The sequence below is a fragment of the Actinoplanes sp. NPDC051346 genome, assembly GCF_040682215.1.
Classification (GTDB): Bacteria; Actinomycetota; Actinomycetes; order Mycobacteriales; family Micromonosporaceae; genus Actinoplanes.
In genome coordinates, this window is sequence record NZ_JBFBAJ010000001.1 from 455,139 (window position 1) to 478,217 (window position 23,079).

A 23,079-nucleotide genomic window follows, 5' to 3' on the forward strand; every position below is an offset into this window, starting at 1 on the left:
TCAGCGGGCGGCGAGGGCTTCCTGGAGGCCCCGGGCGGCGAGGCGGTCGGCGCGCTCGTTCTCCGGGTGGCCGGCGTGGCCCTTGACCCAGTGCCACTGCACCTCGTGACACCGCACTGCCGCGTCGAGGCGTTGCCAGAGGTCGACGTTCTTCACGGGCTGCCGGGCCGAGGTCTGCCAGCCGTTGGCCTGCCAGCGGGGCAGCCACTTCGTGATGCCGTCGCGGACGTAGATGCTGTCGGTGTAGAGCAGCACGGGTAGCGGCGAGCGGGTCAGGCTCTCGAGGGCGCGGATGGGCGCCATCAGTTCCATCCGGTTGTTGGTGGTCGGGGTGGCCTCCCCGCCGCAGAGGTCCTTCTCCCGGGTGCCCCAGCGCAGCACGGCGCCCCAGCCACCGGGTCCGGGATTCGGCACGCAGGCGCCGTCCGTGTAGATCTCCACCGGGGTGACCGAGCCTGTCATGGGCAGCACCCTACCGAGGCGAAGGTGGCGATGTTCAGGCCGCCGGCCCGGGGGCCTGCGTGACTTGGACAGGCATCCGGGGGGAACCGGGTCCGGGCCGGCGGCCTGCCCCGCTTCCCGCAGCGTATGGGAGCGCTCCCAACGACGCAACCACCGAACGGCTCCCGACTGCGCGGGCAGGAGGTAGGACACACCGGCCGGAGGCCCGGAGGCGGCGCCGAGCCCTGCCAGTACAGTTTCGCCCATGGTCGAGGCCGCCGTCGTGGTGCAGGACGTCGTCGTCAGATACGGCGAGGTCACCGCCGTCGACGGTGTGTCCCTGACCGTCCCGCGCGGCGCGATTCTCGCCCTGCTGGGCGACAACGGCGCCGGAAAGACCAGCTTGTTGCAGGTCTGCGAGGGCTTCCGCGGCCCGGACGGCGGATCGGTGCGGGTGCTCGGTCTCGACCCGGTCGCCGACCATGACGCCCTGATGCCGCGGCTGGGCATCATGCTGCAGTCCGGGGGCGTCTACCCCTGGGCCACCGCGGGCGAGATCCTCCGGCTCTTCGCCTCGTACGCGGCGGATCCGCTCGATGTGGAGATGCTGCTCGACCTCCTGGGCCTGCGCAAGTTCGCCAAGACCACCTTCCGGCGACTGTCCGGCGGCGAGCAGCAGCGGCTCTGTCTGGCCGTCGCCCTCGTGGGCCGGCCCGAGCTGGTCTTCCTCGACGAGCCGACCGCCGGCATGGACGTCGGCGCACGGCAGACCACCTGGCAACTCGTCGACAGCCTCCGCGCGGACGGCGTGTCGGTGCTGCTCACGACCCACCTGCTCGACGAGGCCGAGAGCCTCGCCGACCACGTCGTCATCATGGACAAGGGCGTGGTGGCGGCCACGGGAACCCCGGCGGAGCTGACGGCCGCGGCCGGCATCGACCTCCTTCAGGTACGCGCGGATCCCGGTCTGCCCATCGCCGGCCTGGCCGCCCGCCTCACCGCCACCGTCACCGTCACCGTCACGGAGAGTTCCCCGGGGGAGTACACGGTGGCCGGTGCCCTCGACACCGAGGCGATCGCGGCGGTGCTGGCCTGGTTCGCCTCGGCCGGAGCCCAGGTGACCGCGGTGAACACGCGCCGCCGCACCCTCGAGGACGTCTACCTCGCCCTCACCGCGGGAGCGGCCCGATGAGCACCAGCAGCGCGGGAGCGGCCCGATGAGCACCAGCAGCGCGGGAGCGGCCCGATGAGCACCAGCAGCGCGGGAGCGGCCCGATGAGCACCAGCAGCGCACGGCAGTCGGCCGGCGCGAGGCCCGGCACGTTCACCCCGGCGCCCGGCCGCGCGCCCACCCGGGCGATCCTGCGCAGGCAGATCCGGATGGAGCTGCTCCTGACCGCCCGGCGCGGCGAGGCCGTGGTGCTCGCCATGGGCGTCCCGCTGCTCGTCCTGCTCGGCGCCGGGCTCACGCGCGCGACCAGCCTGCCCACCGACGACCGGCTCGGCTACGTCGTCCCCGGCGTCCTCGCGCTCACCGTCATGTCGACGGCGTTCACCGGGCAGGCGATCACCACCGGGTACGAGCGCAGCTACGGCGTCCTGAAACGTCTCGGCGCCTCGCCGCTCACCCGGCCCGGCCTGCTCTTCTCCAAGACCGCGGCGATCGGTTGCCTCGTCGGCCTGCAGACGCTGGTGCTCGCCCTGGTCGGCGTCGCCGCCGGCTGGCGCCCGGAGTTGTCCGGGCTCGTGTCCGCGCTGGGCGTCACCGTCCTGGCGACCGCCGCCTACTGCGGGCTGGCACTGCTCATCGCCAGCCTGCTGCGGCCCGAGACGGTCACCGCGGCGGCGACGCTGATCTACGTGCTCATGCTGGCCGCCGGGGGCATCATGTTCGCGGCGCCGGACCTGGGGTCGGCGGGTCACTTCCTGCTGCCGCTGGCCGCTCACGCCGAGGCCCTGCGGGCCACCCTCACCGCCGGCGCCGCCGTGCCGGGCACGATCTGGCTGAGTCTCACCCTGTGGGCCGCCGGCGCCCTCACCGCGGCCGCCCGTAAGTTCCGCTGGGAGTAGCCCTCCGCGCGGCGGCGGTCGTGCCGTGTGGGGCGGAGGCGCGGCGGCGGTCGTGCCGTGTGGGGCGGAGGCGCGGCGGCGGTCGTGCCGTGTGGGGCGGAGGCGCGGCGGCGGCTGAATGCCCGCCTCGCGGCGATTGCCGGCCCCGTCGTAATTGACCGGCTCCGATGGATTGGCCCGCTCCGAAGTGGTTGACCGGCCGCGCCGGGCTGGCCGAATCGGATCATACTGCGGCATCCCGGACGCACGCCGGTCCGTCGACCGGTGTCAAGTGGGCCGATCGACGGGTGTTGCTCACATCCGGGTGGTTCTGTCCAGTACGGACGATCGACTTCTCATCGAAGATCATGGCCTGCCGTCGGCGCGCTCCGAGGTGGGAAGGTTACTGAGCGCGGCCGCGAATTCCCGTATCGGACAAATGACGGCTGATCATGCGGAGAAATCGGTCAAATATTGACGGCGATATCAAGTCTTCCGTCACTCTCGGTTCTCCTGGTACTTTGTCCGCTGTAGAGACGAGTTCACCTGCAATGCACAGGATGCCTCGCAAGACGGCATCCGAAATTTTGCGTACGGCCCAAGTAAAGATTGCGACACGCGGGGTCGGCTTTCGTCGGTTCCTCGTCTAGCGTTCACCGCCTAGGCGTCCTTGCGCTTGTTTGTCGTGGGCCAAGGGGTGGGGGGCGTGGACCAAGTGGCGTGCAGAAAATTGCCGAGTGGGCGTGGGGTCTCACCGGAGGCAGAGGCGTCGTGACAACGACGGGAATGACGGCGGGCAACGCCGATACGCAGGACATACCAAAAATTTCCGACTACCCGGACGTCGGCGAAAGGGATCTCGACGACGCCTGGGGACGTGGTCACGCGGACCGGTGGGTGTGGGAGGCGCGCTACGTCAAGCTGCTCCTGGTCATCGACTTCGGAGCGACGCTGGTGGCCACCCTGGCCGCCTTCGTGCTGCGCTTCCAGGGCGCCGCGTACGCCGACTGGTATCTCGCACTGTCCGCGCTCATCCCGCCCGCGTGGGTGGGCCTGCTGGCGCTGTCGCACGCGTACGAGCGGCGCATCCTCTTCGTCGGTGGCGAGGAGTACTCGCGCGTGCTGCGGGCCGGCGTGCGCCTGACCGTCGGCATGGCACTGGTCTCCTACGTCGCCAAGGCCGACCTCGCCCGCGGCTATCTGCTCATCGCGCTGGTGCTGACCACCGTGTTGTCCCTCGGCGGCCGGTTCGCGCTGCGCAAGATTCTGCACCGCGCCCGACGGCGGGGCGCCTGCATGCACCGGGTTCTGGTGCTCGGTCATGCCCCGGCGGTCGCGCAGCTCACGAGCCAGTTGAACCGGCGTTCCCACCACGGGTTGCAGGTCATCGGTGCCTGCCTGCCCGCCGATCAGCTCGCCGGGGCGGCGCGCCTGGTGGACGTCCCGGTGTTCGGCGCCCTCGGTGCCGCCGCCAACTCGGCGGCCGCGGCCGGCGCCGACACCGTCATGGTGCTGTCCTGCCCCGAACTCGACGGGCCGATGCTGCGTCGGCTCGCCTGGGAGCTGGAACGCGACGACATCGACCTGATGGTGTCGTCCTCCCTGGTGGACACCGCGGGCGACCGCATCACGGTGCGTCCGGTCGACGGGCTGCCGATGATGCACATCGAGCACCCGCGGCTGTCCGGCGGACGGCGACTGATCAAGTCGGTCTTCGACGTCTCGGTGGCCGCCCTGCTGCTGGTGCTGCTCGCACCCGTCTTCCTGACGATCGCGCTGATCATCAAGCTGGACACCGGAGGACCGGTGTTCTTCCGCCAGATCCGCGTCGCCCGGGGCGGCGAGATGTTCCGGATGTATAAGTTCCGGACGATGCATACCGACGCCGAGGCGCGGTTCGCCGCCATGCGCGAGCAGAACGAGTTCTCCGGTGTGCTATTCAAGATCCGCGATGATCCGCGGGTCACCCGGCCCGGCCGTTGGCTGCGCCGGTACTCGCTGGACGAGCTGCCCCAGCTCATAAACGTGCTGCTGGGCGAGATGTCGCTGGTGGGTCCGCGGCCGCCGCTGCCCAGCGAGGTCGAGCAGTACCCGCAGGACATGCGCCGGCGGCTGGTGGTCAAGCCCGGCATGACGGGGTTGTGGCAGGTGAGCGGACGGTCGGATCTGTCTTGGGAGGACTCGATCCGGCTCGACCTGCGGTATGTGGAGAACTGGTCACTCACCGTGGACCTGGTCATCCTCATGCGGACAGCGATGGTCGTGACGCGGGGCGCGGGCGCGTACTAGACGCGCCCAGGCAAACAAGGGGATCGTGCGGTCGGGACACCGCGGATGTGGGGACAGTTCGGTGGTATTGCTGTATTTCATCGCGGCCTTGTCGGTCATCGTGCCGGCCGTGGCCGGTCCGTTGCTCGCGAACGGGCCGGGTCGTCGGCTGGCCGGGGGGCGCCTCGTGGCCAGGACCAGGGAGGCCGTCGCCGGCCTCGTCCTGACGCTGGGGCGGCCGGTGGCGGCGTTGGCGTTCCTGCTGTTCTGGGGCGCTGTCATCGTGGCCGTCTTCTGGCCCGTCGGGCTCCTGGCCCACAGCCTGGAGAACGTGATCGACTGGCCGGTGCTCCTGTGGATCACCGACCGGCGCAACCCCACCTTCGAGGATTTCAACTGGTTCTACACCGCGCTCGGAGACCGTGACCCGCTCAAGAAGGTGGTCGTGGCCGCCGCGATCGTCTTCGCGGTGCTGTGGCGCCGACGCTTCTGGATCCCGCTGGTCGCGATCCTGGTCAGCTTCCCGTTCGAGCAGTACGTCCAGGCGATCCTGGCCGGCATGGTGGACCGCGGGCACCCGCCGACCGGGCTGGGGTCGTACCCGTCGGGTGGCATCGCGCGGATTGTCATGACCTTCGGGGCGATCGCCCTGTTCATCGCCCTGACCTGGAAGCTGAGCCGTCGCTGGCACGTGGTGCTCGGCACCGTGGTGTTCGTGATGGCGGCCTACGAGGGCTACTCCCGGATGTACACGCAGAAGCACTGGCTCACGGACGTGATCAGCGGCCTGACCTTCGGCCCGGCCCTGTTCCTCGGCTACGCGATCGCCGTCTGCGTCCTCGCGGGCCGCTATCCCGGCGGCACGTCGGTCGCGAAGACCGCCGAGGTGCGGGAGAGCTCCGGCGACAAGCAGCCGGAGGCGGTGCCGGCGGCGTGACCACCATGCTCGTCGCCTCGACCGGCGGTCACCTCGCGGAGCTGCACGACCTGGCCCCGCGGCTCGGACTGGGCAAGCGGCGGTGGGTGACGTTCGACAGCCCCCAGAGCCGCTCGCTGCTCGACGGCGAGGATGTCGTCTTCGTCCCGCCGGTCACCAGCCGTGACATGACCGGAGTCCTCCGCGACCTGGCGGTGGCGCGGCGCATGTTCAAGGCCGAGCGGTACGAGCAGGTCATCAGCACCGGCGCCGCCGTCGCCATGGCCTTCTTCCTGCCGGCCGCGGCCGCCGGGGTGCGGTGCTCCTATATCGAGAGCGCCACCCGCACCGCCGGTCCCTCGCTCACCGGTCGGCTCGCCGCCCGGATGCCGCGGGTGAGCCTCTACACGCAGTATCCGGGGTGGGCCGAGGGAAGCTGGCGCTACGGCGGCTCCATCTTCGATGCCTTCGAAGCCGAGGCGCGGGTCGATCCCCCACCGATTCGCAAGGTGGTGGTGACACTCGGTACGCATGCGCGGTACACATTTCCGCGTTTGCTCACCCACCTGGTCAAACTGCTTCCGCGGGAGTGGGACATCCTGTGGCAGGTTGGCTCGACTGTCATCGATAAGATGCCCGAAGGTGCACGCCGGCAGGTGCCGATCACCGAGATGCGACAAGCTTTGGCGGAGGCGGACGCCGTCATCTCCCACGCGGGGGTGGGCTCCGCCCTGGCGGCGATGCAGGCCGGCAAGCGCGCGTTGTATGTCCCCCGGCGTAAGGCGTTTGGCGAGCACATCGACGACCATCAGGTCGCGATGGCTCGGGAACTGGAAGGCAGAAAACTGGTCGTGGCCCGCGAGGCACAAAACGTGACCCTCGAGGACCTGGAAGTAGCCGCGGCCTGGTCGGTGCGAGCCTCACCGGGCGTCGCGCCGTTCCGGCTCGCACCACGGTGACAGCGTGTCCGTGCCCCGTCCCCAGTGCACGGACCGAGGACAAAAGATCGCGCTCTTCGTCCGTACGGTCGATAGCGCACCGCCCTTTAGGGCAGCAGGCTGCGTCAATCTTTAAATTTCTATTAGGAGGGCTCGTGTCCTTGAAGCGTCGACTCCGGTCGCGGCCGCTCGCCAGAGTGCTGGTGCCGGCCGTGGTGACGAGTCTGACGGTCGCAATGACCGCCATTCCGGCGAAAGCCGTGTATGTGCCGGCGAGCGAACCGGCCACCATCGTCGCGACGAGTCCTGCGGACAACACGCCGCACGCCCAGAACGGCAGCATGCGCGCGTTCGCGCAGATCGGTAACACGGTCTACGCGGGCGGTTCCTTCACCGGCATCAAGGCGGCCGGCGCGACCGCCTGGTCGCCGGCCAACCACCTCGTCGCGTACGACGTGACGACGGGCGCGCTGAAGACCGGCTTCGCCCCGGCGCTGGACGGTGCGGTGCAGACCCTCGCGGTCAGCCCCGAGGGCAAGCTCATCGTCGGCGGCAACTTCACGACCGTGAACGGTGTCGCCCGCAAGAACCTCGTGGCCCTCGACCCGGCGACCGGCGCGACGGTCACCAGCTGGGTCGGCCGCGCCGACGGCGGCGTCGTGCGCCGGGCGATCGTGCAGGGTAACCACCTCTACATCGCCGGCGCCTTCCACTGGGTCAACGGCACCGAGCACTCGCTGCTCGCCCGGCTCAACGCCACGACCGGCGCGATCGACTCGACGTTCCAAATCGACGCGGGCGGCGCCCGCCCCTACCCCAACTCGACGGAGCTGGTGTGGGGTCTCGCGGTCGCACCCGACGGCAAGACCGTCGTGGCGGTCGGCAACTTCACGTCCGTGAACGGCGCGAGCCGCAACCAGGTCGTGATGATCGAGACCTCCGGCACGCCGGTCGTCGCCGACTGGAGCACCGATCGGTACGTGGCCGCCTGTTACAGCGGCACCTTCCCGTTCTACGCGCGCGACGTCGACTTCTCGGATGACGGCAAGTACTTCGTCATCATCGCCGACGGTGGACTCAGCGCCAACGCGTACTGCGACGCCACCGCCCGTTGGGAGACCGCCGACCGGGGCACGAACGTCAAGGCCACCTGGGTGGACTTCACCGGTGCCGACTCGGTCACCTCCCTCGAAGTCGCCGACGGCGTCGTCTACGTGGGTGGGCACTTCCGGTGGCAGAACAACGCCAACGGCAACGACAAGCAGGGTCCGGGCGGCGTCGGCCGTTACGGCGTCGCCGCGTTGGACCAGCAGAACGGCGTCCCGCTGAGCTGGAACCCGACGCGCTCGCCGGGCAGCCAGCTGCCGAGCGGCGGCACCAGCTGGGGTCCGATCATGTGGGAGATCTGGAAGGGGCCGAGCGGACTCTTCATCGGCCAGGACTCCGACGGTCTCGGCAACGAGTACCACGGCCGCCTCGGCTACTTCCCGGAGGCGGGCGGGCGCACCATCGCGCTGCAGGACGCGCCTCAGGCCGCCTCGGGCAACATCTACCTGGGCGCGGGCAACGGCCAGGTCACCAAGTTCGCGTACGGTCCGGATGGCCTCGGCGCCCCGACGACGGTGAGCCAGCCGCAGCTCACCAACGCGCGGGCGGCCTTCGCCCTGCACAACAAGCTCTACTGGGCGAAGGTGGACTTCTCCGCGCCAAGCGGTTCGGTCCTGAACGCGTCGATGCTGACCGGTGGCACCATCGGTGCGCCGTGGGTCGGCAGCGGCTTCAACTCCTGGTTCCAGGCCTCGTCCATGACGGGTGCCTTCTACCTGCAGGGCCGGATGTACTACACGTCATCGAACAGTAGGGATCTGTCCTACCGGTACCTCACGCCGGACGGCTCGGTGATCGGCTGCACGGTGTTCACGTTGCCTACGAAGGGTATCGACTGGCGCACCGTCCGTGGTATGACCTGGGTGGCGGGGAAGCTCGTCTATGGTTCGACGGACGGATCGCTGCGTACTGTGGGGTTTGACCCGGCGGCCGCCACGGCGGTCGACGGCTCGAGCGCGACCGTGGTGGCGCCCAAGACCGGGGCGGTGAGCTGGAACAACCCCACCCTGTTCTTCGCGACGTCCTAACGGAACCAGGAGCGGACCGTTCCCGGCCAGGCAGCCGCCCGGCCGGGAACGGTCCGCCGGACAAGCACCACAACTGCACCACCCGGGGAGAGACGACACATGGATGTGACTGATTCCGTCGCCGCGAGCCGGCAGCGGGTCGTCGGCTTTGCGGATGTCGTAAGGATTCCGCTGCGCCGCTGGCGTGTGGTGGCGGCCGCGACCGCGGGCACCACGCTTTTGGTGATCGCCTACCTGTTGTTCTTTCCGGCCACATTCCGGGCCACCGCGGTCGTGGTGCTGCGACCTGTGGTGACCGACCCGTTCACGCTGCCGTCCAGCGGCGCGGACCGGGCGATCAACATGACCGCCGAGAACGGCATCGCGCTCGGCAATGACGTCATCGACTCGACCGCGAGCAGCCTCAAGCGCGACCCCGAGGACGTGCGCGAGGCGCTCAGCACCGAGGTGCCCACGGGTGGGCAGGTGCTGCGCTTCGAATACGCCAGCAACAGCGAGGACAGCGCGATCACCGGCGCGAACACGGCCGCCCAGACCTACCTGCGGGTTCGCGAGGACATCTACAAGCAGCAGCGAGAGGCGCTGATCCTGTCGTACGACAACACCGTCAAGTCGGTGTCCGAGCAGCGCCAGGCGGCGCAGAAGGGCCTGCCCGAGGACGCGCAGGACGGCTCGGAGTTCGTCTCGCCGCGTACCCAGGCCAAGCTGGACCAGGTCAGCAAGCTCAACGACCAGATCGCGCAGCTCGCCAACGCCCGCGCGAAGGTCGCCTCCGCCGACCTGAGCCCCGGCTCGATCGCCGCCGCGGCCCGCGCGCCCGTGCCGTCCAGCCACGACGCCGCCCTGCTCTACCTGGCCGCCGCCGTGCTCGGCGGCCTGCTCTTCGGCATGGTTGCCGCGCACGCGCGGGAGGCGCTGGACCGCCGGATTCGCTCGATCGACCAGGCCGCCGACATCGTCGGGGTGCCGGCCCTCGGGGTGGTCCGGGCCGGCGGACGTCACGGCGACGCGGGACCCGCCGCCGACGCGCGGTACGTCTCCCTCGCCCTCCTGAAGTGGATCGATCGGGACCCCGACCGGCCGCTGGTCGTGCTCTCCGGCAGCGACGACGAGGGCCGCACCACCGTCAGCGGCAATCTCGCCGTGGCGCTGGCCGAGGCCGGTCAGGACATCACGCTGGCCGCTCCCAGCCAGACGCAGGAGGAACTCAAGCGCATCCTGTTCGCGGCGCAGAAGCGGACGCCTCCACGGCCGCGGGCGGCCCAGTCGTCCAGCGCGGGGCTCAACGGCAGCAACGCGACCGGCGGCGGCTTCGGCCGCGGTGTCGGCGCGGGTGTGTCGGCCGCGTCCGCCGGTGGGCTCCCGTCCGCCGGTGGGCAGAGACATGGCGCTCCCATGCGGCTCGCCGAGGCTCGGCCCGGGGTGGTGGGGCAGGACCCCGATGCGACGCTCATCATGCAGGCGGGCATTCCGCGGCAGAGCTCCGCGTCGACCACCGGCCAGCCGCACCGGTCCACATCGGATCTCGACTCGCGGGCGGGGCACGTCGTGCTCGTCGGCGCCGGAGTCGTGCGGCTCTGCACGCTGGGCGAACAGCCCGAAACCGGCGTGGTGGTCATCGACGCGCCCGCCTCGGACACCGACGAGCGGGGCGTGCGCGCCGCGCAGGAGGGCGTCGCCGTGCTGGTCGTCGCCCGGGACCGGACCCGCAACAGCGAGCTCAGCCGCCTGGTGGACCGCCTGCGGTCCGCCGGTGCCCAGACCGTCGGCTTTGTCCTGACCGGAGGCAACGGTGCCTGAGGGTTACCCGGACATCAGTGTCATCGTCGCCACCCGCGACCGGCCGGGTCTGCTGGAACGGGCGGTCGCCAGCATCCTCCAGCAGGACTATCCCGGCCGCGTCGAGTGCATCGTCGTCTACGACCACGTCGACGTCCGCGACCTTGGCGTCACCGCGGGGCCCGACCGGTCGCTCAAGCTCATCAACAACACGCACAAGCAGGGGCTGCCGGGCGGGCGCAACAGCGGCGTCGACGTGGCCACCGGTGAGCTGTTGGCCTTCTGCGACGACGACGACATCTGGCTGGCGGCGAAGCTGAGCCGCCAGGTGGAGCTGCTCGCCGACCCCGCCGTCGGCGCGGTCAGCTGCGGGCTGCGGCTGCGCGGGCCGGGCATCGACAAGGAACGCGTGCTCGAGCGGGACCTCGTCACGCACGAGGACTTCCTCGCCGACCGGGTGATGGAGGTGCACTCCAGCACCATGCTGGTGCGCCGCACCACGTGGGAGGCGGCCGGCCAGGTCGACGAGGGGATCCCCGGCGGCTACAGCGAGGACTACGAGTGGCTGCTGCGGGTCTCGACGCACACGCCGGTCGCGGTGGTGCGCCGGGCCCTCGTCATCGTCGACTGGCACGGCGGCTCGTTCTACTTCGGCCGCTGGGCGACGATCGTCGAAGCGCAGCGTTACCTCATCCGCAAGCATCCCGACCTCGCGCAGCACCGTGCCGGCCTGGCCCGGCTGCGGGGTCAGATCGCGTTCGCCCTCGCCTCCAGCAACCGGCGCACGGAGGCGGTGCGGGAACTGGCGGCGGTGATCCGGCTCAACCCGTGGGAGAAGCGGGTGCTGGTGACCGTGCCGGTGATTCTGCGGCTCATGACCGGCGAACGGGTTCTGCGGATGGCGCAGAAGCGCGGCAAGGGGATCTGAGGCTTGGCCAGGACGTCCGTGCGGACCCGGCGGCTCGTGCGGGCGACCGCGCCGGCCCGGGCCCGCGCGGTCGCCGCGGTCGCCGAGGGTGTGCTCGATCCCCGCGCCTGGCTCGTCCGCACCGCCAAGCTGCCCCTGTGGCCGCTGGTCGTGATGTTCGCGTTCATGCCGGTCTGGTGGGCGCTCGGAGTCTGGTATTTCGTCTGGCCGTTCTTCGGCGTGATCCTGCTCGCCCTGCTCACCACCCGCGGCGACGTGCGGCTGCCCACCGGCACGTGGCTCTGGTTCATCCTGCTCGGCATCGTCGTCATCAGTGCCACCCGGCTCGAACGGGTCACCTCGCTGCTGACCTTCGGGCTGCGCCTCGGCCACCTGTTCACCGCGCTCATGGTGGGCATCTACGTCTACAACGTGGCCCGCGACCGCGCCTCGTGGGTGAAGATCGCCAACCCGCTGGCCATCTTCTGGCTCTCCATGGTGGCGCTGGGCTGGCTCGGCGTGCTCGCGCCGAAGTTCAGCATGCCCAGCCCGTTCGAGCTGGCGCTGCCGCAGGGCGTGCGCAGCGAGCGCTTCATCACCGACGTGTCCCACCTGGACTCCACCGAGTTCAACGCGCAGAGCCGTAACCCCATCTATCGGCCGGCGGCGCCGTACCCGTACACCAACAACTGGGGCACCGCGTATTCCTTCCTCGTGCCGTTCGTGCTCGCGTACCTGACGTCCGTGCGTCGTGGGAAGATGCGCGTCCTGCTGATGGTGTCGCTGCCGCTTTCGATCGTTCCGGCGTTCTTCACGCTCAACCGGGGCATGTTCATCGGCCTGGGCGCGGGCGTGCTCTATCTGCTCGGTCGGGAGATCGCCCAGGGCCGGGTGCGGCTGCTGGTGCCGGTCACCGCCATCCTGTTCGCCGGCTGGGTCGTCACGCTGTTCATCCCGGTCGTCGACATGATCACCAACCGCACGTCGACGACCGACACGACCTCCGACCGCCTCGACCTCTATGTGCAGACCTGGGCGGCCGTCATGCGCTCGCCGCTGCTCGGGTTCGGCCAGCCCAACTCGGTCGACACCACGCACTCCACCGAGCCGCTCGGCACCCAGGGCATGATCTGGCAGCTGATCTACAGCCACGGCATCCCCGCGACGCTGTGCTTCTATCTGCTCCTACTGATCCTCGCGCGCCGGCTGGCCGCCGCGGTGACGCCCGCCGGGCTGTGGCTCAGTGCCCTTCCGATCATCGCGGCGGTGGTCACCCCGTTCTACGCGTACATCGATCCCAATATGTCGGTGTTGCTCTTCGCCACCGGCCTCGGGCTCGCGGCGGTGGACGGCCCGGTCAACCGTGAACCGAAGATCGTCCCAGAGGCGCGACCATGACGGCGGTCGCCGACGAGACAACCGCCACCGAGGTACGCCGGAGCACCCGCAGCGGGGCGATCGGCCTCGTCGGCGCGGCGGTCAACGGTGCCTTCGGCTTCGTGCTGACCATCGTCGTGGTGCGGGCGTTCGGCGCCGACGGTTCGGGCGCGCTGTTCAGCGCCATCGGGCTGGTCTCCATCGTCGGCGCGGTCTGCTGCCTCGGCGCCGACACGGCGCTGATCTGGGCGCTGCCGCGGCGGCGTAGCGGGCCGGACGGCAACGCCGCCCGCCTGCTGCTGCCGGCCCTGGTCCCGCCGGTGGGACTCGCCCTGCTCGTGGCGGCGATCGGGCTGATGACGGCCGGACCGATCGCCCGGGCGTTGCTCGACGACGCGGACGGCGCGGCGCTGATCCGGCTGGCCTTCGCCGGCGTGCCCATGATCGTCGCGGTGACGGTGCTGCTCGCGGCCGTACGGGCGACCCGCGCCGTATCGGCGTACGTGGCGGTGCAGTTCTTGTTCGTCCCGATCGCCCGGCCGGCGCTGATGATCGCCGCCGTGGCCGCCGGTGGGGGAGTGCTGGCCGGGTTCGGCGGCTGGCTGCTGCCCCTGACCCTGGCGCTGCTCATCGCGCTCGCGCTCGTGATCAGACCCTTCGGCATCGGTGCGGGTGCCTCGCTGCGGCCCGCCGTGACCGACTGGCGGCCGTTCTGGGGCTTCGCGCTGCCGCGCGCGGCGTCGGTGGCCATCGACGCGAGCAGCATGTGGGTCGGCGTGCTGCTGACCGGTGCCCTGGCCACGCAGGCCGAGACGGGCGTGTTCGCCGCCGTGGGCCGCTATGCCCTCGCCGGGCTGCTCGTCATGCAGGGGGTGCGCGTGGCGATCGCCCCGCAGCTCTCCCGCCTGCTCGGGGCGGGCCGGCGTCCCGAGGCGGCGCGGATCTATCGGAGCACGAGCCTGGGGATCGTCCTGCTGTCGTGGCCGGCGTACCTGATGCTCGGGGTCTTCGCCCCGGCGTTCCTGGCCCTGTTCGGCGCGGACTTCCGCTCGGGAGCCACGCCGATGGCCGTGCTCGCCGCCGCCATGGGAGTCAACGTCGGCCTCGGGCTCGTGCAGACCGTGCTGCTGATGAGCGGCAACAGCCGGGGGCATCTGATCGCCACCGTCTCCGGACTGACGCTCAACGTGGGGCTGTGTCTGGTGCTGATCCCGCGGCACGGCGCCCTGGGCGCGGCTATCGCCTGGTCGGCCGGCATCGTGTGCGAGAACGTGCTGGCCGCCGTCCTGGCCCGCCGGGCGTTGGGCGAGGCGCTTTTCGGGCGTACCCTCGTCGTCTCGGCCCTCGCGGTGACGGCCGCGACCGGCGCCGCCGCCGCGACGGGCGTCCTGGTCGCCGGCCGGGGCCTGACCGGCCTGGCCGTGGCCCTCGCGATCGTGGCCGTCGGCGCCGCCGCCCTGCTCGCCGACCGCCGCGTTCGCGCGGCCCTGGCATCCGTTCGCCATCAGCTCAGGCCCTCCGGGCACTCCAAGGAGGAACAGTGACCGTCAAGGACCGGATCAAGAGCGTCGCACCGCGAGGCGCCCGGGAGCAGGTCCGCGAGTTGCTGGTCCGCTACGGCGAGCGCACCAGCGACCAGCGGCCACTGCCGGACTTCCTCGTCATCGGCACCAAGCGTGGCGGCACCACGTCGCTGTGGCGTTACCTGATCCAGCATCCGCTCGTGCCGCAGTTGTTTCCCGCGTGGAACACCAAGACCTCGCACTACTTCGAGGAGAACTGGTCGCGCGGCGAGGCTTGGTACAGGTCGCACTTCCCGACCCGCCGGCAGCGGGCTGCCCTGGAACGCAAGCACGGTGGGCCGTGCAAGGCCGGCGAGGCCGCGCCGCTGTACATGTTCCACCCGCTGGTGGCGGGGCGCGTGGCCGACCTGATGCCGAAGGCCCGGATGATCGTGTTGCTGCGTGACCCGGTGGAGCGGGCGTTCTCGCACTGGAAGGAGCGCCGCACCGAGGGTGTGGAGCCGCTGGACTTCGCCGCCGCCCTGGCGGCCGAGGAGAGCCGCACGGCCGGAGAGGCCGCCCGGCTGGAGGCGGAGCCAGGCTACTTCTCGCCAGCCTTCGACTCGTACTCGTACCGGGCACGCGGACGGTATCTGGAGCACCTGGAGCCGTGGCTGGAGCGGTTCGACTCCTCGCAGCTGTTCATCGTCGCCAGCGAGACGCTGTATCGGCAGCCGGCGCGGACGTACGCGCGGATCCTCGACTTCATCGGGCTACCGGCGTACGAGCTGCCCGCCTACGACGTCTACAACGACCGGCCCAGCAAGGGCATGGACGCCTCGGTACGCGCGGAGCTGAGCGCCTACTACCGGCCGTACAACGCGGCGCTCGAGGAGCGCCTGGGCATGACGTTCGACTGGTCCTGAGCCGCGGCCCGCTGCACCAGCCGGGCCAGGTGGAGCAGTTCGGCGCTGTGCGGGAAGTCGCGACGCTCCAGCTCGGCCGTCGCACCGGCCAACATGGAACGCTGCACCGACGTCAGCCGCCCCCGCGAGTCGAGCACGGCGACGGCGCTGGCGCGCACCTGGGCGGCCTCCGCGTCTCCGGTGGTGTGCAGGTGCGCCACGCGTTCCGTCCAGAAGCGACGGACCGCGAGCAGGTCGGCGGAACCACTCATCGCGGCAGGCGGGTGGCGAGCACGTCGAGCAGGGCGGGATGCAGCTTGGGATTCCAGCCGGCGCCGCCGCCCGACAGCTCGTAGGTGCGCAGCCACAGCTCCACGAGGTAGGCGTCGGCCACGAACCGTCGCGCCTCGCCGTCCAGTCCCAGCGCCGCACCGTGCTCGCGCAACGCCTCGTCCACGGCGACAGCGCAGGCCGCCGCCGGGCGCCCGTGGGTGGACAGGGCCGTCTGGAACGCCTGGTGGGCCAGGTCGAAGCCGACCGGCACGCCCGCGGACCGGTTCTCCCAGTCCCAGACCAGCAGGCCGCCGCGGTGCCGGGCCATGTTCCACGGCACCCAGTCGCCGTGCCAGTCGCCGAACTCGAGCGAGATGCCGGTGTCGAGCGCGTCGATGAAGTCGAGGATGCGCGGGTCGGCGCCCGCCGCGCGGCGCCGCCACGTCTCCAGCAGACCGGTGACGGGTGCCGGGGGAGCGGCGGGTCCGCCGCGTCGGGCGACCGCCAGCATGGCCTCCAGCCGGGGCCGGCCGGGTCGCCGGATGCGCTTGACCGTGCGGGGCATGGGCTCGATGACGGCGATCTCCCGGCCCCGCCACCGCGTGTGCAGCAGGAGCCGGGGTGCGGGCGGGAAACCACCGCCGGACGGCAGGTCACCCAGGGTGGCGGTCTCGGCGCGGACCATCGCCCGGGTGCCGTCGTTCCAGCCGATCTTCGCGTACCCGCGGGGGCGTCCGCGATCGTCGAAGAGCTGGAGCGTCGGCTTGTGGTGCGGGTCTGGCGGGCGGATGCCGATCGCGGCGTGCAGTCGGGGCTCGCCCAGGAGGTCGGCCAGGAAGGCCGCGAGCAGGTCGCCGGGCTCGGTGGCGTGCACGGAGAGGGTGGGCGCCTTGGTCAGGCCCAGCAGGCCCACGCGGGCGAGCATCCCGACGGCGGCCCGGCCCGCTCGCACCTTCGGCGGGCGCAGGGCGTTGTAGGCCAGCAGCGACGCCGCGGTGACCCGGGGCGAGACGAGCGGCAGCAGGAAGCGCGCGTTGTCGAGGGACGGAATCACCGCGTATCGGACCGTGGCTCCGGGGTCGTCGCCGACGGAGACCGTCACGCCGGCGTCGCCGAAGATGGCGCGGGTGACCCAGCCGAGGCCGTCCCGTCGTTCCCGGGGGTCGTTTTGGGCCGGGATGGGATCTGACGGGGGCCGCTGTCCGGGTACGGCGGCCCGCGTCGACTCATTCAGCACGAGCTAGACGATAGGTGAAGGTCTGTCATGAAAAACAGGCCCCCGGGGTCAGCGTTGGTAGACCCGCACGTAGTCGACGACGAAGTCCGCCGGGAACCGCGTCTTGGCGTCCGGGTTCCCGAGCCAGCCGCCGACCTGGAAGTTCAGTCGGATGTTGTACGGCTTGTGGAAGGCCTTGTCGTACCACGGCGTGGTGGTGCGGTCCCGGCTCCAGACGAGCTTGCCGTCGACGTACCACTTCAGCGCGTTGGCGTCCCATTCCGTGGTGTACGTGTGGAAGCCGTCTCCCGGGTAGCCGCCACTGGGCAGGTCGATGCGGGTGTCCTGCTTGACCGGGCTGTAGTCGTAGAAGATGGCCGCGGTGGTCTGGTCGTACCAGCCCTGGCCGCCGGGGAGCTCGGTCACGTCGATCTCGCCGTTGCCGCCGTCGTTGGGGCGCAGCCAGAACGCTGGCCAGAGGCCCTGGGAGGTGTCGGCCTTGTTCGGTGATTTGGCCCGGATCTCGAAGCGGCCGTACGTCCACGAGGCCTTGCCGATGGTGTCGAGGTACGACTGGGTGTACTGCCGGTTCTGCGAGCTGCAGGTGGCGTTCTCCCGAAGGGCGCGCAAGGTGAGGTTGCCGCCGCTGACGAAGGTGTTCTTCGGATCGTCCACATTGCAGCCGAGGTCCATGTCGCGGCCCTCGTTGTCGCGCAGGTTCCACTTGTAGAGGTCGACCTTGCCGCCGGTGAATTCGTCGTTCCAGACCAGCTTCCAGCCCGGTGGCGCCGGCGGGGTGGTGGGGGCCGGCGGCTTGGTGGTCGGCGCGGGCGCCGTCTTCGTCGGCGTCGTCGGCTTCGAGGTCGTCGGCGTCGCGGTCGGCCTCGGGGGTGCCGTCGTGGGCGGCGGCAGCGCGGTCCCGGGCGTGGTGGGTGTCGGCGGGGGCTTGCCGCCCGTCTCGTACGACAGCACGAGCTCGGGGTGCAGCTGGTCCTTCGCGTTCTCCCGCGACGCCCAGTAGACCCGGGTGTTCAGGGTCTCCTGGGACAACGCGAACGTGTAGGTCCCGTTGCGCCGCACCGACGCGGACACGTCGAATTCGTTGTAGCCCTTCTTCACCGCGTTCAGCGCGGGGACCGCTGCGGCGGTCGCGAACCGCTCCGGATCGGCCGCGGCGCTGAGGTCGCCGGGGATGGTGCGGGCCACGATGCGGGCGGCGACGTCGTGCCACGCGTACACCCGCAGGGTGGCCTTGACCCTGGCGACGTGGGAAGGCAGCTTGTCCACCGCGAACTGCAGGGTGGCGTCACGCCGGCCGCGCGCGTTGTTGTCGCAGAGGGCGGGGCAGCTCGCGAGCGTCGTCTTGGCGCTGGTGTCCCCGTCCTGGCGGACCTGGGTGACGGTCGTGTCGGCCACCGGGTGCAGCGTCAGGCCGTGGTCGTCGCCGGCGAAGACCGGCACGAGGGTCGCGGCGGTGACGGCGGTAACCGTCGTGCCGATGATGATCAGCGATCGGGTGCTCCGGATCCCCCGTCGCGGCGCCGGTGCGTGGACCGGCGCGTGCGCCCTGCGCGACATCAACTCTCCCTTGTGGTTCGTCGATGTCGGAGCGTATAGGTACGGCGGAAAGATCACAGCCTCGCACACCAGGGCCTAATGCATGTTTAAGGCAGCCCTAATCCGAGCGCCGTGCATTTCCTCGGACGACGAATCAGTCTTGTCCGCACATGTCCGGTGCATCTGTCGCGCTCGGGGAGTAGTACGTTCGGTCGGGCCGAAAAGCCGGGAGCGTTATCGAATCGAGATAGTCGGTGGCGCCGGCTTTCTAAGCTCGGCGCCATGCTGCGCAGGATCGCCGCCGTCGTGGTCACGCTGGTCGCCCTGGTCGCGGCCGTGCGGCTGACCGGCGGCGACGACACCGCGGGGGTACGCCGTCAGCTCACGTTCCTGCGGTCCGCTCTCGACGACGGTGCCGCCGACGACGCCCAGCGGCTCTTCCCCGAGGGCTACTTCTTCCTGCACGCCCTCTACGGCCTCACCCAGGTGGAGCTCGGTGACGAGCAAGAGGCCCGCTGGGCCTTGGAGCGGCTGGAGAGCCCGGCCGGGCGGGCCCCGTTCAGCGCGGGCCTGACCCCGGCGTACGGCGTCTTCTACCAGGGCTGGACGAACTGGCTGCGCGGCGGCATCCTCTCGATGCGCCCGGATCCGGCGCTGAGGGAGCGCTTCGAGGCGTCCTCGGCAGCCCTGGCCGCGGCGTTCGACGCGGCGCCAACGCCGTATCTCGTCGCCTATCCCGACCAGGCGTGGCCGGTCGACTCCACCGTGGCGATCGCGTCGCTGCGTCTGCACGACAAGCTGCTCCCGCCGCGGTACGCCGCCACGGTCACCCGGTGGCTCGACGGCGTGCGGTCGCGCCTCGACCCGGTGACCGCTCTGATGCCGCACGCCGTGGATCCGGTCACCGGGGCGCCGGCCTCCGTGGCCCGCGGCACGTCGCAGAGCATGATTCAGCGCTTCCTGGTCGACATCGACCCGGCCTTCGCCCGGGAGCAGTACCTGCGCTTCCGCTCGACATTCGTGACCCGGCCGCTGTGGCTCGGCCCGGCGGTGCTCGAATTCCCGCCCGGCGTCGACGGTGCCGGCGATGTCGACTCGGGGCCGCTCATCCTCGGCGTGAGCCTGTCCGCGACGGCGGTGACGCTGGGCGCCGCCCGGGCGCAAGGGGACACGGGTCTTGCCGGGGCGTTGTCCGACTACGGGGAACTGGCGGGCGTACCGGTCTCCACGCCGTGGTCCAAGCGGTACGCGCTCGGGCTGCTGCCGATCGGCGACGCGTTCCTCGCCTGGTCGAAGACCGCGCGGCCGTGGGTGTCGGCGCCCCAACCGTCGCCAGCCCCGGCGCTCACCCGTCTGTGGAGGCTGCCGTTGCTGGGCGTGCTGGCGTTGGCGGTGTTGCTCGCCTGGCTGCCGGTGGCCCGGGCCGCTGCCGCTGCCGGTCGCGCCGGACCGCGATAGCCCCGATCCCTTTTGCTCGCTTCTTGTTCCTAATGCCGTCAGCCACCGCGGGGCATGCCTGACTGGGCCTGCTCGGCGTGCGGGCGATAGTAGCGGCCGGTCCCTTCTCGGCGCCGCGACAAACCGGTGACCATGAACGAACGGATGATCACCGCTGGCCCTAAAACCGTGCAGAGAGGGCTATCCGAGCGAAAAGTCCATTTCCCCCACAAGCCCTCAAATCCGTGGTTAGAGTACGGTCGGCGCAGTTCCCAAGTGCGAGCTTTGTCCCCGTGCTTCCGAGCGCGCCGAACCGGCTTCGAGGCCGGCGCTCCATCCGCCGTCGCGTGCGGCACCGAGAAAAGGCAAACCCGTCGAGAGTCGGGGACGCAAAGCCAGGGACCTCCCGAGCGGGAGGCGGCCCAGCCGCCGAAGGAGACAGAAACACATGCGCTATTCACCAGCCCATGCGGCCAAGAGCGGCTCGGTTCCGTTCATGCTGCGTGGCCCGAAGTCGGTCCGTACGGTGCTGTCCGCCGCCGTCGCCGGTGTCATCGGCCTCGTGCCGGCGGTCATGATCACTTCGCCCGCCCAGGCGGCCATCGCGGACTACACGGTCTCGTCGCCCACCATCACGGAGGGCGGAGACCTGGTCTTCGTCATCACCCGTGACCTCAATGCTGCCGCGGCCGAGGAGGAGACCCTCACCTGGACCATCGACGATCCCGACGACGGCGCCGGGGTCGACGACGATGACCTCGAGGAGACCAGCGGCACGGTGACGTTCTCCGCGGACGCCACCACGCCGTTCCCCGACCAGACCGAGGTCCTCACCATCGGCACCAACAACGACACGCTGGACGAGGAACAGGAGTCCTTCAAGCTCATCCTCACGGACGAGTCCGCCACCGACATCACGGTGGCCCCGACCGGCACCATCCTCGACAACGACGAGGCGCCCACCTACACGATCGAGTTCGACGACGCGAGCACGGACGAGGGCGCCGGCTCGGTCCAGGTCACCGCGAAGTTGAGTGCTCCGTCCGGCAAGGCGGTGAGCATCCCGATCACCACCAAGGACGGCACGGCCAAGGTCGCCAACGACGACTACACGCCGATCCTCGCCGGCGCCGGCGAGACGTTGGACATCGCGGCGGGCGACACCGAGAGCGTGCCCGTGGCGATCGCGCTGAACGACGACGACCTCTATGAGGAGGCCGAGCAGACGTTCACGGTGGTCGGCGCCGCCGACACCACCGTCAAGGGCACGGCGACCGGCACGGTGACGATCCTCGACAACGAGGACGTCCCCGAGCTCACCATCGCCGGATCGAACGCGACCGAGGGTTCCCCGATCACGTTCACGGTCACGATGTCCGCCCGCTCCGAACGGGAGGTCACCGCCTCCTACAGCACCGCGGACGGTCCGGGGGCCGACACCGAACCCGAGGACGTCGAGGACCATGGCACCGCCACGGCCGGCAGCGACTACACCGCCGTTCCCGCCGGCACCGTGAAGTTCGCGGCCACGACCACCGACACCGCGGGCGCCCAAACGACGACGTTCAACGTGAACACCCGGATCGACAACGCGGACGAGCTCGACCCCGAGGACATGCACGTCACGCTGGCCAGCCCCACTGTGGCCAAGCTGGGTGCGGCCGACGAGATCGTCGCCACCGGCGAGATCGACGATGACAACGACGCGCCGGTCGTCGACCTGCTGCCGTCCACCTTGGAGTTCTCGGAGGGCAACTCCGGCAAGAACACCAAGACGTTCACGGCCCGGCTCGCGCAGGCGTCCGGTCAGCAGGTCACGGTCAACTACAACACGGTGTCCGACACCGCGATCCAGGGCCAGGACTTCACCCGGGCCGCGGGATCGCTGGTCTTCGCGCCGGGCGAGACCTCCAAGACGTTCACGGTGGACCTCGTCGGCGACACGATCTACGAGACCGACGAGGACTTCGACATCAGGCTGACGGGAACGGGGATCTTCGGTCCGGTCACCGAGACCGTCACCATCGAGAACGACGACAAACTGCCCACGTTCACCGTCTCGGCGATGAGCGTCGCCGAGGGCGACGAGGGCACGGTCGCCGTCTTCCCGGTGAAGCTGTCGAACGCGGCGGACACGGCGATGACCTTCACCGTCAACGCCACCGCGGACTCGGCGACCAAGGACGCCGGCGACGACGATGACGACGGCGACGTCGACGGCGACGACAGCGTCGACCCCGGTGACATCGACTACCTCGAGCCGGGCAACCTGGTGATCCCGGCCGGGCAGACCACCGGTTACATCTACTTCCTGGTCAACGGCGACGACGTCTACGAGACCAACGAGACGTTGAACATCGAGGTGGACCCGACCTCCGCGAACGTCACGGACGGCAACAAGGACGCCGACGTCAGCATCACCAACGACGACTCCGCACCGACGCTGACGATCATGAACACCTCGGGCAACGAGGACGAGACGGTCCAGGTCCGTGGCATGACCGCCGGGGTGGCCCAGGACGACATGCAGTTCAACATCACCTTCGTGGGCGGCTCCGTCGACGGAAGCACCGCGGCGTCGTCGGGTGACTTCACCGCTTCCAGCCCGGCTGCCGTCACGATCGAGGGTGGCACGTTCTCCGGCTCGATCATCGACGTCGGCACGGCGGTGGAGCTCGAGGACGACGCGACCTCCGAGGGAGCCGAGACCATCGTGGTCTCGGGCACCGGCTTCGGTGCCGGCACGGTCAACAAGGGTGTTCTCACCATCGCGGCCAGCGACGGTGGCACGACCCCGCCGCCGGCTTCCGACAAGCCGACCCTCGCCGCCTCGGCCGCGTTCCGGCTCGGTGCCGGTTCGCTGAAGCTGACCGGTAAGGCCGCCGCCGGCGCCACCGTGAAACTGTGGGGCACGCCGATCGGCAGCGACGTCGAGGGGGACTGGGAGGACCTCGGCTCCATCGCGGCGAGCTCGGCGGGCACCTACAGCTTCATGCCCGAGTTCACCACCACCGGCTGGTGGTTCCGGACGACGGTGGGCGACGCGCAGTCGAACACGGTCAAGGTGAACCTCAAGCAGGACCCGGACTTCTTCGTCCGGTCGTCCGCCAAGGGCGCCGCGACCCTGTCGGTCTTCGGTGACCCGCGGGTCGGCGGTCTCTCGGTCCGCTTCCTGCGCGCCAACAAGGGCGGCACCTGGAGCACGGTCGGCTCGGGCACGCTGGACGCCAACGGCAAGCTCGTCAAGACGCTCACCGGTCTGAAGTCCGGATCGTCGATCCTCTACAAGGCGTTGGTCCTCGGCGACGGCGACGTCGGCATGCTGACCAACTACTCGAAGAGCGCACGCGTCTCGGTGCGCTGAACCACCTAGCGACAA

General features: G+C 70.4%; 17 protein-coding genes and 1 riboswitch. Of the genes, 13 read left to right on the forward strand and 4 right to left on the reverse strand.

The window, feature by feature from the left end; translation table 11 throughout:
- A complete protein-coding gene (gene rnhA / locus AB0M36_RS02110) occupies positions 1–462 on the reverse strand; it encodes a ribonuclease HI (RefSeq protein ID WP_364150977.1) in 462 nt (153 codons plus the stop codon).
- Between the two features lie 244 nt (positions 463–706).
- Here rnhA and AB0M36_RS02115 point away from each other — a divergent pair, with 244 nt between their 5' ends.
- The 11 genes from AB0M36_RS02115 (at position 707) to AB0M36_RS02165 (ending at position 15,238) form a co-directional block, all read left to right on the forward strand.
- A complete protein-coding gene (locus tag AB0M36_RS02115) occupies positions 707–1,633 on the forward strand; it encodes an ABC transporter ATP-binding protein (RefSeq protein ID WP_364150980.1) in 927 nt (308 codons plus the stop codon).
- A gap of 83 nt (positions 1,634–1,716) precedes the next feature.
- The gene (locus AB0M36_RS02120; RefSeq protein WP_364150983.1) at positions 1,717–2,511 is read left to right on the forward strand and encodes an ABC transporter permease; all 795 of its coding nucleotides are present in this window, start codon (positions 1,717–1,719) and stop codon (positions 2,509–2,511) included.
- A gap of 750 nt (positions 2,512–3,261) precedes the next feature.
- A complete protein-coding gene (locus AB0M36_RS02125; protein ID WP_364150985.1) occupies positions 3,262–4,779 on the forward strand; it encodes a sugar transferase in 1,518 nt (505 codons plus the stop codon).
- Positions 4,780–4,840: 61 nt separating this feature from the next.
- Positions 4,841–5,695 carry a phosphatase PAP2 family protein gene (locus tag AB0M36_RS02130; protein ID WP_364150988.1) on the forward strand — a complete coding sequence of 285 codons (855 nt, stop codon included), beginning with the start codon at positions 4,841–4,843 and terminating at the stop codon, positions 5,693–5,695.
- Positions 5,696–5,700: 5 nt separating this feature from the next.
- Positions 5,701–6,633 carry a glycosyltransferase gene (locus AB0M36_RS02135; protein ID WP_364152221.1) on the forward strand — a complete coding sequence of 311 codons (933 nt, stop codon included), beginning with the start codon at positions 5,701–5,703 and terminating at the stop codon, positions 6,631–6,633.
- Between the two features lie 215 nt (positions 6,634–6,848).
- Positions 6,849–8,747 (forward strand): hypothetical protein, encoded by a 1,899-nt coding sequence (locus tag AB0M36_RS02140; RefSeq protein ID WP_364152224.1) that lies wholly within the window; start codon positions 6,849–6,851, stop codon positions 8,745–8,747.
- A gap of 99 nt (positions 8,748–8,846) precedes the next feature.
- Entirely contained in the window at positions 8,847–10,547 is a 1,701-nt protein-coding gene (locus AB0M36_RS02145; RefSeq protein ID WP_364150991.1) for a hypothetical protein, read from the forward strand.
- Positions 10,540–11,454 carry a glycosyltransferase family A protein gene (locus tag AB0M36_RS02150; protein WP_364150994.1) on the forward strand — a complete coding sequence of 305 codons (915 nt, stop codon included), beginning with the start codon at positions 10,540–10,542 and terminating at the stop codon, positions 11,452–11,454. The genes AB0M36_RS02145 and AB0M36_RS02150 overlap by 8 nt, the downstream gene beginning before the upstream one ends.
- A 3-nt stretch (positions 11,455–11,457) precedes the next feature.
- Positions 11,458–12,831, forward strand: coding sequence for an O-antigen ligase family protein (locus AB0M36_RS02155; protein WP_364150997.1), 1,374 nt, complete (start codon positions 11,458–11,460; stop codon positions 12,829–12,831).
- Positions 12,828–14,354: a polysaccharide biosynthesis C-terminal domain-containing protein gene (locus AB0M36_RS02160; protein WP_364151000.1), complete on the forward strand. Its 1,527-nt coding sequence runs from the start codon at positions 12,828–12,830 to the stop codon at positions 14,352–14,354. Before AB0M36_RS02155 ends, AB0M36_RS02160 begins: the two co-directional genes overlap by 4 nt.
- On the forward strand, positions 14,351–15,238 hold the full coding sequence (locus AB0M36_RS02165) for a sulfotransferase domain-containing protein (protein WP_364151003.1): 888 nt from the start codon (positions 14,351–14,353) through the stop codon (positions 15,236–15,238). The genes AB0M36_RS02160 and AB0M36_RS02165 overlap by 4 nt, the downstream gene beginning before the upstream one ends.
- On the opposite strand, the gene AB0M36_RS02170 is transcribed toward AB0M36_RS02165, so the two are convergent.
- The 3 genes from AB0M36_RS02170 to AB0M36_RS02180 all read right to left on the reverse strand — a co-directional run bounded on the left by AB0M36_RS02170 (position 15,178) and on the right by AB0M36_RS02180 (position 18,284).
- A complete protein-coding gene (locus tag AB0M36_RS02170) occupies positions 15,178–15,489 on the reverse strand; it encodes a hypothetical protein (protein ID WP_364151005.1) in 312 nt (103 codons plus the stop codon). The genes AB0M36_RS02165 and AB0M36_RS02170 overlap by 61 nt on opposite strands.
- Positions 15,486–16,670: a hypothetical protein gene (locus tag AB0M36_RS02175; protein ID WP_364152227.1), complete on the reverse strand. Its 1,185-nt coding sequence runs from the start codon at positions 16,668–16,670 to the stop codon at positions 15,486–15,488. The genes AB0M36_RS02170 and AB0M36_RS02175 overlap by 4 nt, the downstream gene beginning before the upstream one ends.
- A 105-nt stretch (positions 16,671–16,775) precedes the next feature.
- Positions 16,776–18,284 (reverse strand): family 16 glycosylhydrolase, encoded by a 1,509-nt coding sequence (locus tag AB0M36_RS02180; protein WP_364151007.1) that lies wholly within the window; start codon positions 18,282–18,284, stop codon positions 16,776–16,778.
- A 261-nt stretch (positions 18,285–18,545) separates the two neighbouring features.
- Between AB0M36_RS02180 and AB0M36_RS02185 the strand changes: the two genes are divergently transcribed.
- A complete protein-coding gene (locus AB0M36_RS02185) occupies positions 18,546–19,721 on the forward strand; it encodes a hypothetical protein (RefSeq protein ID WP_364151010.1) in 1,176 nt (391 codons plus the stop codon).
- Between the two features lie 333 nt (positions 19,722–20,054).
- A riboswitch (cyclic di-GMP riboswitch) is annotated at positions 20,055–20,134 on the forward strand.
- A 14-nt stretch (positions 20,135–20,148) separates the two neighbouring features.
- Positions 20,149–23,064, forward strand: a complete 2,916-nt coding sequence (locus tag AB0M36_RS02190; protein WP_364151013.1) for a Calx-beta domain-containing protein — start codon at positions 20,149–20,151, stop codon at positions 23,062–23,064.
- The last annotated feature ends 15 nt before the right edge of the window (positions 23,065–23,079 follow it).